Source organism: Pseudomonas sp. JV245A (assembly GCF_032424515.1).
GTDB classification, from domain to species: Bacteria; Pseudomonadota; Gammaproteobacteria; order Pseudomonadales; family Pseudomonadaceae; genus Aquipseudomonas; species Aquipseudomonas protegens.
This window is the reverse complement of record NZ_VYKE01000404.1, coordinates 1-1,121: the sequence shown is the minus strand read 5'-3', so window position 1 is coordinate 1,121 and position 1,121 is coordinate 1. Positions and strand designations below refer to the sequence as shown.

The window sequence follows — 1,121 nt, the reverse complement described above, 5'->3', positions numbered from 1 at the left end:
GCTGCCGCTTGCCCTCGACCCGCACCCTGGCCCAGCGCTGGGGCCTGTCCCGGGGCACCCTGGAAGTGGTCTTCGACCGCTTGCGCAGCGAAGGTTATGTGAGCCGGGCCAGCGGTTCCGGGACCCGGGTCTGCGCGGTAGTGCCGGACCTGTACCTGAGCGCCCCGGCACGGGCGGCGGCACCCATCGTCAGCGAGAGCGAGCCGCCGTACCCGCCGCTCAGCGTGCGTGCCGGCCAGCCGTTTGTCGCCCGGCTGGCCGACCCGGCGCTGTTTCCCCTGCAACGCTGGACCCGCTCCCTGACCCGGGCCCTGGGCAATGCCTCGGCGCAGTCGCTGTGGGACGCCGACCCCGGCGGCCTGCCGGCCCTGCGCCAGCAGATCGCCCAGTACCTGGGGCAGCACCGGGGCATCGCCTGCGAGCCGCAGCAGGTGATGATCACCACCGGCATCCGCCATGGCCTCGACCTGCTGGCCCGCAGCCTGCTGCAAGCGGGCGACAAGGTGTGCCTCGAAGACCCCGGCTACCTGTCGGCCCGGAGCCTGTTCGCCCTGGCCGGAGCGCGGCTGGTGCCGATTCCGGTGGAGGAGGACGGGATCGATGTACAGCAGCTGCAACACCATCAGGATGCCCGCATGGTCTATGTCACCCCGGCCCATCAGGCGCCCCTGGGCATGACCATGCCGGTGTCCCGGCGCCTGGCCCTGCTGGAGTGGGCCCGGCACAGCGAGGCCTGGGTGGTGGAGGACGACTACGACAGCGAATTCAACTACCAGAGCGCGCCCCTGGCGGCCCTCAAGTCCCTGGACCGGGACGACCGCGTCATCTACTGCGGCAGCTTCAACAAGACCCTGTTCGCCGGCCTGCGGGTGGGCTTCATGCTGCTGCCCGAGCGCCTGCGCCCGCGGTTGCTGGCCACCTTGCAGGACACCGGGCGCTCGGTGGGGGTGATCGAGCAACTGGCCCTGGCCGACTACATCGCCAGCGGCGCCTTCCTGCGCAATCTGCGGGCGGCGCGCCAGGCCTATCAGGAACGCCGCGACCTGCTGCTGGCGATCCTCGCCAGTGAAGCGCCAGGCTGCTACAGCATCAGCGGCCAGCAGGCCGGGCTGCACCTGCTG

The 1,121-nt window shown here is 71.4% G+C and carries 1 protein-coding gene; it reads left to right on the top strand.

All coding sequences use genetic code 11. The features are described 5' to 3' along the window. On the top strand, positions 1–1,121 hold a 1,121-nt coding region (locus F6S12_RS32030; protein ID WP_315869895.1), incomplete at both ends, for a PLP-dependent aminotransferase family protein.